This window comes from Pseudomonas sp. LSJ-87, assembly GCF_032971465.1.
GTDB lineage: Bacteria > Pseudomonadota > Gammaproteobacteria > Pseudomonadales > Pseudomonadaceae > Aquipseudomonas > Aquipseudomonas putida_Z.
Genome location: NZ_JAWJYQ010000076.1, coordinates 1 through 8,068 on the forward strand (window position 1 = coordinate 1; position 8,068 = coordinate 8,068).

An 8,068-nucleotide genomic window follows, 5' to 3' on the forward strand; every position below is an offset into this window, starting at 1 on the left:
ATGCCCTCAGCGCCAGGGGGCAGGCTCACCAACCAACTGCCCCTGAATCCCGCCTACACCCATCTCCCGCAACACCAACCGCTCACCTTCCGTCTCGACCCGCTCGGCAATCAGCGGCAGGTCGATGCTGTGCGCGGCGCGCTGGACCGCTTCTATGAACAGCCGCTTGTGCTGCTCTTGATCAATGTTGCGGATGTAGCTGCCATCGATCTTCAGGTACGCCAGGCCCAGGTGCGCCAGGTTGCCAATCATGCTGAAACGCCCACCAAAGCGTTGCAGCGCCAGGCCGAAGCCAAGCGCGTGCAGGCGCCGGGTGAGTTGCTCCAGGGCCGCCTGCTCAGGTAACTGCTCCTCGCCAATTTCGAAAACCAGCCGCGGGCCGAGCGCCGTGTTCTGGCCCAGAAGCTCGAAAACACGCTGAAGGGCCTTGGGGTCGGCCAGGGTGGCGGCAGACAGGTTCAGTGCCAACACCTGGTCATGCCCTCGAAGGTGCGCCAGCACCTTCTCCAACACCAGCACATCAAGCCGCGGCATCCAGCCGAAGCGCTCCAGCCAGGGCAGGAAACGGCCGGCCGGCAGCGCCTCGCCCTGGCCATCCTGCAAACGCGAAATCACTTTGTGGTGCAGTACCCGTTGCGCAGAAGCGCAATCCACCACTGGCTGGAAGAACAGTTCGAAATGCCCATTGTCGAACGCCTGGTCCAGCCGCTCGTGCCAGACATGCTGGCTATCCGCGGCAACTGCAGCCACGCCTTGTTCAAGGCATACCCAACCCGGTGTTGGCTGGTTCTCGGCGCGGGCCAGGGCCTCGTCGGCAAGCTTCAGCAATGCCTGCGGTGAATCACCGGGGCTGAACGGCGCCAGGCCGATACAAGCCACCGGGTCGATATCACTGGCGCCCGTTTCGTGCAGGCTGTGCAGCGTCGCTTCCAGGGCCTGGGCAAGCTGTACCGCCTCTTCATGCACCATACCCGGCGCCAGCACGGCGAACTCGCCCCCACGGCTGCGGGAAATCAGGTCGTTGGTTTCCGGGTAGCTGGCACAGGTGCGACGCAGCTGCTCACCCACGGCCTGTAGCAACTGGTCGGTACGCTGGCCGCCAAGACGGGCGTTCAACCCCGCCAGGCCCTGGACCCGCAGCAACAGCAGGTAGCCGGCGCGCGCTTCTTCCAGATTGCTCACCCGCGTGTTCAGCTGCATCTCGAAATAACGGCGGTTGGACAGTCCGGTCAGGCTGTCCTGATAGGACTCGGCACGCAGCCGCTCACTGCGCTCGGCTTGCTCGGTAAACAGTGCCTTGAGCTTCTCGACCATCTGGTTCATCGCCTGTACTACCCGGCGCAGCTCCGGCGTGCGCGGCAACTCGGGCAGGCTGAGGAATTCGCGGCGGGCAATGGCGTGGGACTGCTCGACCATGTAGTCCAGCGGCCGCAACTGGCGACGCAAGAGCAAGGCGCCGAGTACCGCACTGGCCGCGCCACACAGCAGCAGCCAACCCAGGCTGCCCAGGGCGCTCTGCCAGAGTTTGGCAATGGCGAACATCGGGTGGCTGATTACTTCAACGCGTGCGGCCTGCTGCCAGCCGCGGCTGACGATGGCATCGCCACCGGCGGCTTCCAGGCCGATCAGGTGCACGAACCAGCGCGGCACACCGCCGGGGTCCGGCTCGGCGTGGCGCTCCACCAGCACAGCATTGGAACCCAGGTCGACAACCTTGATGCTTGCGTAGTAACCACTGTCGAAGATCGAACTGACCATCAGCTCGACCATCGCCGGGTCATCGATATTCGGCGTCAGCGACAGCGCCAACGCGGTCGCCGCATCCTGGGCGTGCGAGCGCAACTGGTTGACGTACTGGCTGCGCGAGCTTTCCAGGCTGACCATGAAACTGCCACTGAAGGCGACCACCAGGAACAGGCAAATGGCCAACAGCAATTGTTTGAACAGTGACATCTGTGCTCCTTCAGTAGACCGGCTCGGCCGGGAACCCTTCGGCCTGCATTTTCTTCAGCAAATCCTGCCAGCGTGACAACCGCTTGGTATCGCCGACCTTTTTGTTGCCTGCGGCGCCCGTCAGCCACAAACCCTCACCATTGAAGGCGTACACCGGCAGCAGGTCGGTACGCTGGCTGGCCGGTTTGATGGCATCCATCAGGCTGTCGAGCACCAATGGTTGTGCCTGTGGGCTTGAATAATAGGTCAGGACCATGTGCGCCCGGTTCTGTCGCAGCGCCTTGACGTAGGTGATGCGCAGCTTTTCGCTGGGGATGCCCATGCGCCGCAGACTGAAATACTTGGCGATGGCGTAGTCCTCGCAGTCCCCTGCGCCCTTGATCAGCGCCTGCACCGGCGTGGCCCAATAATCGACCTCATGCCACAGGTCGATATCCTCGACATAGCGCAATTGCTGGTTGAAGAAGCGGTTGACCACCTGCAATCGCTCAAGCTCCGTACCCTGCTTCTGCGTGGCCATCAGGTTCTGCCAGGCATCGATCCGGCCCTGTCCGGCACCCAAGGGGCCATAAAGGGCCTGCGACTTGCGGCTGATCTGGGAAAAGTCCCAATCCGCGTGCAAGCCGCCCAGCAGCAGGCTGCCAAGCAGCGCAGCAAGGCCGACACGTTGCACAACGGTTTTGAGCATCCAGGATATCGCCACTGCGAAGCCCTGTTCAGGCCAGTCGAAAGCAGCGATGGTGCGGCTTGCCACGGCAAAAGACAATGGCACCCTGCAATCATGCACCCGCCGGTCACCCGACCTACACTTTCTGGTTATAACCTTCCATAGGCCGCTTCCTTTGCCCGGCGACTTCATCCACCATAGCCGCGCTTTTGGGGCGCCGGTTCCATTACCGGTAAAGGTTTGACACCCCAAAGAGCTGTTACTAGTGTCATTGGATCCAACTTTAGTCATCGTTGAGGCAGACGTCGCGTGGCCGAGAAAATCAAATTGAGCAATGTGCTGGCCAGCGAGCAGCTGTTGCCGCACCAGGCCCGTGGCGTGATCGAAGAACGCCTGCGCAGTGCCATTCTTGATGGCCGCTTGCCTCCAGGTACTGCCGTAAGACAACAAGAGCTCGCCACCTTGTTCGGTGTCAGCCGCATGCCCGTGCGCGAGGCCCTGCGCCAGCTCGAAGCGCAATCGCTGCTGAAAGTGGAGATGCACAAGGGTGCGGTGGTTGCGCCGCTGATCGGCGAGGACGCGGTGGACACCTATGCCCTGCGCGTGCTGCTCGAGACCGAGGCGCTGCGCCAGTCCATTCCGCTGCTCGATGCCAGCGACATCGCCAGCGCCCGCGGGTACATCCAGCAACTGGAAAATGAAACCCGTCACGCTGAAATCGGCCGCCTCAATCGCCTGTTCCACATGTCGTTGTACAACAAGGCGCCGAACAAGAAGCTTCTGCGCCTGATCGAGGACGAACTGAATGAGGAAGAGCGCTTCCTGCGGTTTCATCTTTCGTCCATGGGCCTGGGCAAGCTCACCCAGGACGATCACAACGCACTGGCGGATGCGGCTGGCGACAAGCTGGTGGACGAAGCGGTAGCGGTGCTGGAACGGCACCTGAATAACGCATCGCGGGTAATCCGCAAGTATCTGGATACGCAACTGGGGCGCTAGCGGGTAGTGACTGCACGCATGGTGCAGTCGGCTGGGTTGCAAAATGATCGGACCCCGCCAACAATGAGACTAATTATCATTCATGTCCATTGATGGCAGCGCCCTCACCCATGCCCAGCAACGATTCCGTGCAAACGCTCTACAGTGACCACCACGGCTGGTTGCATGCCTGGCTACGCAGCAAGCTGGGCAACGCCGCCGATGCCGCAGACCTGGCCCAGGACACCTTCGTGCGCCTGTTGCAGCGTCGCGAAAACCTGCAACTGAACACGCCACGGGCCTTCCTGCGGACGGTCGCGCGCGGGCTGGTGATCGACCACTGGCGGCGCGAGGAACTGCACAGGGCCTATCTCGAGGCATTGGCACAGTTGCCGGAAGCACAGGCCCCCTCGGCCGAAACCCGTGAGCTGCTGCTGGAATTGCTGGAGCGCATCGCGCGCATGCTCGAAGGCCTCAAGCCCAAAGTACGCCGCGCATTCCTGCTGGCCCAATGCGAGGGGCTGAAGCACCAGGCCATCGCCGACCAGATGGGCATCTCGGTACGTACCGTGGAGCGCTACATCGCCGACGCGCTCTACCATTGCTACCTGCTGCGCTACACCGACGAGTGCTGACATGATGACCGCCGCACAGCCTGGCGCAACAGCGGTCAAACAGGCCATCCAGTGGATGCTGAGGCTGCGGGAGAGCGGGCATGACCCTGCCTTGCAGCAACAGTGCAGGCAATGGCGCGCTGCCCACCACGAACACGAACAGGCCTGGCAACGGGTGATTCACCTGCATCAGGACCTCGACCTGCGTGCCGTCCCTGGCGCCGGGCTGGCTTTGCAGACCCTGGAGACCAGCCAGCGCCGGCTGCACCGTCGGCAGGCGTTGAAGCTGCTTGGTGGCGTTGCCATGGTGGGGACGGCGGCATGGCTGGGAAAAGACCTCGATGCGGTCAACGCCTGGACATCGGACTACGCCACCGGCACGGGCGAACGACGCAGCTTTGCACTTCCCGATGGCTCGCTTATGCAACTCAATACCCACAGTGCCGTCGACCTGGCCTTCAATGACCAGCAGCGCCTGGTCCGCCTGAAGCAGGGGGAACTGATGATTGCCTGCAGCCCGCAGCGTCCCTTGCTTGTACAAACTCGTGACGCGCTACTGGAAGGGTTCGAAGGGCGCTTTGTGGCGCGCCAGGACAGCGACTGCACGCAGGTCAGTGTCAGCCATGGCAGGGTGGCGATACACCGGCCTGGCATTGGCCCGCTGCAATGGATCGAAAGCGGCCAGAACTGGCGCCTGGATGCACAGGGTACACACCGGCTCGAGCAGGTGGACATGGATGCGATGGCCTGGACCGAGGGCCTGATCGTCACCCGGGACATACGCCTGTTCGACTTCCTCTCGCAGGTCAGCCGTTATCGCCATGGCTATCTGGGCTGCAGCGACGATATTGCCGATTTGCGCTTGTCGGGTGTATTCCGCCTCGAAGACCCGGAGCAACTGCTGCAACTGCTACCACGGACGCTGCCCGTGCGGCTTCGTCAACGTACACGCTGGTGGGTTCGCGTGGAGGGGCTGGCCTGAACTGATGGGGCTATTGCGTTCAGGGCTGCTATGCAGCCCATCGCCGGCGAGCCAGCACCCACAGGGATCGCACAAGGCCTGAGGGCTATGCAATACCTGTGGGTGCTGGCTTGCCGGCGATGGGGCGCGTAGCGGCCCCAATAACTTTTTTGACGGGTTTTGAATGCCGGTCCGGCTAGGACAGTAAGCGACACCTCCTGCCCTCATACTTCAACGGACCCCTCATGCCTACCGCCCCCGTGCACACGCGCACCTTCAACGCGAATGATTTTCGACCTATCTTGCACTCAGCGCCTTTGCGCAAAGCAGTCCGGGCTGCCCTGTTTGGCACCGCCTTGGGCCTTACAGCCGTCACGCAACTTTCCATGGCAGCTGAAACGGCCCAGATGAGCCACCACTATGCGATCCCAGCCGGCCAGTTGGATGACGTGCTCAACCAGTTCGCCCGCGAGGCTGGCATTACCTTGTCGAGCACACCCCAGCTCACCCAAGGCTTGCAGTCGAACGGCCTGCAGGGGCAATACCCAACCGATCAGGCACTGCACCAGTTGCTCAATGGCAGCGGCCTGGAAGCCGTCAGCCAGGACGGCCGGAGCTACGTGCTGCAGGCACAACCCCAAGGCGCTGCATTGTCATTGCCAGACACCGATATCCGTAGCTTCACCCTCGGCAATGCACTGGGCAGCACGGAGGGTTACAACGCTACCCATAGCCAAGTGGCGACCAAGACCAGCATGCCACTGGTCGAGACATCACAATCGGTCTCGGTGGTTACCCGACAGCAGATGGACGACCAAGGCTCACAAACCGTTGCCCAAGCCATGCGCTACACACCTGGGGTACTGACCAACCCCTACGGGGCGACCCATCGTTATGACTATGTGGCCATGCGTGGCTTCAACGACGGCTCGGTGGACAACATCTACGTCGACGGGCTCAAGTCGATGGGAGACAACGGCACCTACAGCACCATGCAGGTGGACCCATACTTCCTGGAGCGCATCGATATTCTCAAGGGACCGTCTTCGGTACTGTATGGCCGTAGCTCGCCAGGAGGCCTGGTGGCGCTGACCACCAAGAAGCCGCTGTTTACCCCCTACCATCAAGTCCAGGCCACCATCGGTACCCAAGGCCAGCGTGGCATGGGTTTCGACTTCAGCGGCCCCGTGGATGACGACAAACGTATCGCTTATCGCCTGACAGGCCTGGCGGATGCTTCCGACACGCAGTTCGACCACAACAAGGAAGAACGCTACGCCATCGCGCCGGCCGTCAGCATCGACTTCAGCGAAGACACTTCGCTGACCCTGCAGGCCTACCTGCAACACGACCCCAACGGCGGCTATCACGGCGGTAACCCAGCAGATGGCATGCTGCACAAACGCAACGGCTTGCGCCTGTCGGACCACTTCTTCGAAGGCGAGCCGGGTATCGACAACTACGAGCGTACGCAACAGTCCTTCAGCTACCAGTTCGAGCATCGCTTCAACGATGTGTTCACGGCACGCCAGAACTTCCGCTATCAGGATTCCGACGTGTCGATGGACCAGGTGTATTCCGCCGGTTGGGCGGATGCCGACAGCAATATCCTCAACCGCGCCTATACCGGCGGCGACGAACGCCTGCATTCGTACATCATCGACAACATGCTGCAGGCGGAATTCTTCACCGGGGCCGCCAAACACACCTTGCTGCTGGGCGCCGACTACCAGCGACGCAAGGCTGACGTGGCCTGGCGTTATGGCACAGTCGATCCGTTGGATGCAGGCAACCCGCAGTACGGCAACGGCAACCTTCAGGTGCTGGGCGAGAACCGCTACCAGCGGCGCTTGCAGCAAACGGGCGTTTACCTGCAGGACCTGGTGGAGCTGAACCAATGGCGCTTCTCGTTGGGGCTGCGCCAGGACTGGGTGAAGGTGTCCGAGGAGAATCGCGACAGCAACACCAAGGTCAGTGACCAGCGCTCCAGGTTCACTACCCGCGCAGGTGTGCTCTACCTGTTCGAGAACGGTATTGCGCCCTATGTCAGCTACTCGGAGTCGTTCAACCCCAATACCGTATCCGACCAGCAAGGCCGCCCTCTGGCACCGACCGAGGGCACTCAATGGGAGGCTGGCATCAAGTATCAGCCGCCGGGTAGCGACAACCTGTTCACCGCATCGGTTTTCCGCATCGAGCAGGAGAACCTGGCCTCGAAGCAGCCTGACGAGGACTTCTATCGCCCTGTAGGACAAGTGCGCTCACAAGGGCTGGAGCTGGAGGCCCATGTGCAACTGACCGACAGCTTGAAGCTGCTGGGCGGCTATACCTTTACCGATATCGAGTACGCAAAGTCGATGCCCAGCCTGGTGTCTGGCAACCTGGATAACAAGGGCAATTCGCCAACCCAGGCACCGAAACAGATGTTCTCGCTTTGGGCTGACTACAACTTCCACCAGGGGGCCCTGGATGGCCTGCGCTTGGGCGGTGGGGTGCGGTATGTGGGGTACAGCTGGGTGGATGCGGAAAACAGCATGAAGGTGCCCTCCTATACCCTGTTCGACGCCTCGATCGGCTATGACCTTGGCAAGATCGGCCTCCGGGGGATGGATGTACGCCTGAACGCCAATAACCTCACCAATGAAAGCTACATCACCTCGTGTGCAAGCCTGAACTACTGCTACATGGGTGAAGAGCGCAATATCAGTGCCACGGTCAGCTATCAGTTCTGACTCTAGGGTGGTCGCTGCGCGTCCGATCGCGACACAAGGCCGCTCCTACACGGGAAGCGCGCTCGCCTGAAAGTGCGCCCCCCGGAAAAGACAAAGCCCCTGTCTGCATCGCAGACAGGGGCTTTGGATTTGAATCTTGACGATGACCTACTCTCACATGGGG

Annotated in this window: 6 protein-coding genes; 4 read left to right on the top strand and 2 right to left on the bottom strand. The window is 61.6% G+C overall.

Features of this window, described 5'->3' with window-relative positions; all coding sequences use genetic code 11:
* Positions 1-6: 6 nt before the first annotated feature.
* Together lapD and lapG are read right to left on the bottom strand one after the other, a co-directional pair.
* On the bottom strand, positions 7-1,953 hold the full coding sequence (gene lapD, locus RYH74_RS25670) for a cyclic di-GMP receptor LapD (RefSeq protein WP_025337256.1): 1,947 nt from the start codon (positions 1,951-1,953) through the stop codon (positions 7-9).
* A gap of 10 nt (positions 1,954-1,963) precedes the next feature.
* Complete coding sequence (lapG, locus tag RYH74_RS25675; RefSeq protein WP_204249928.1) at positions 1,964-2,725, bottom strand: cysteine protease LapG; 762 nt, start codon at positions 2,723-2,725, stop codon at positions 1,964-1,966.
* Between the two features lie 204 nt (positions 2,726-2,929).
* On the opposite strand from lapG, the gene RYH74_RS25680 reads away from it, so the two are divergent.
* The 4 genes from RYH74_RS25680 to RYH74_RS25695 all read left to right on the top strand — a co-directional run bounded on the left by RYH74_RS25680 (position 2,930) and on the right by RYH74_RS25695 (position 7,905).
* Positions 2,930-3,619 (top strand): GntR family transcriptional regulator, encoded by a 690-nt coding sequence (locus tag RYH74_RS25680; RefSeq protein ID WP_025337254.1) that lies wholly within the window; start codon positions 2,930-2,932, stop codon positions 3,617-3,619.
* A gap of 110 nt (positions 3,620-3,729) precedes the next feature.
* The gene (locus RYH74_RS25685; RefSeq protein WP_084785104.1) at positions 3,730-4,233 is read left to right on the top strand and encodes a sigma-70 family RNA polymerase sigma factor; all 504 of its coding nucleotides are present in this window, start codon (positions 3,730-3,732) and stop codon (positions 4,231-4,233) included.
* 4 nt (positions 4,234-4,237) lie between these two features.
* Positions 4,238-5,194 carry a FecR family protein gene (locus RYH74_RS25690; protein WP_317410543.1) on the top strand — a complete coding sequence of 319 codons (957 nt, stop codon included), beginning with the start codon at positions 4,238-4,240 and terminating at the stop codon, positions 5,192-5,194.
* Positions 5,195-5,490: 296 nt separating this feature from the next.
* Positions 5,491-7,905 carry a TonB-dependent siderophore receptor gene (locus RYH74_RS25695; RefSeq protein ID WP_286100820.1) on the top strand — a complete coding sequence of 805 codons (2,415 nt, stop codon included), beginning with the start codon at positions 5,491-5,493 and terminating at the stop codon, positions 7,903-7,905.
* The last annotated feature ends 163 nt before the right edge of the window (positions 7,906-8,068 follow it).

Coding starts and splice junctions, on each gene's coding strand:
- RYH74_RS25685 (WP_084785104.1), top strand. CDS start 3,730: ATGCCCAGCAACGATTCCGTGCAAACGCTCTACAGTGACCACCACGGC.
- lapD (WP_025337256.1), bottom strand. CDS start 1,953: ATGTCACTGTTCAAACAATTGCTGTTGGCCATTTGCCTGTTCCTGGTG.
- RYH74_RS25690 (WP_317410543.1), top strand. CDS start 4,238: ATGACCGCCGCACAGCCTGGCGCAACAGCGGTCAAACAGGCCATCCAG.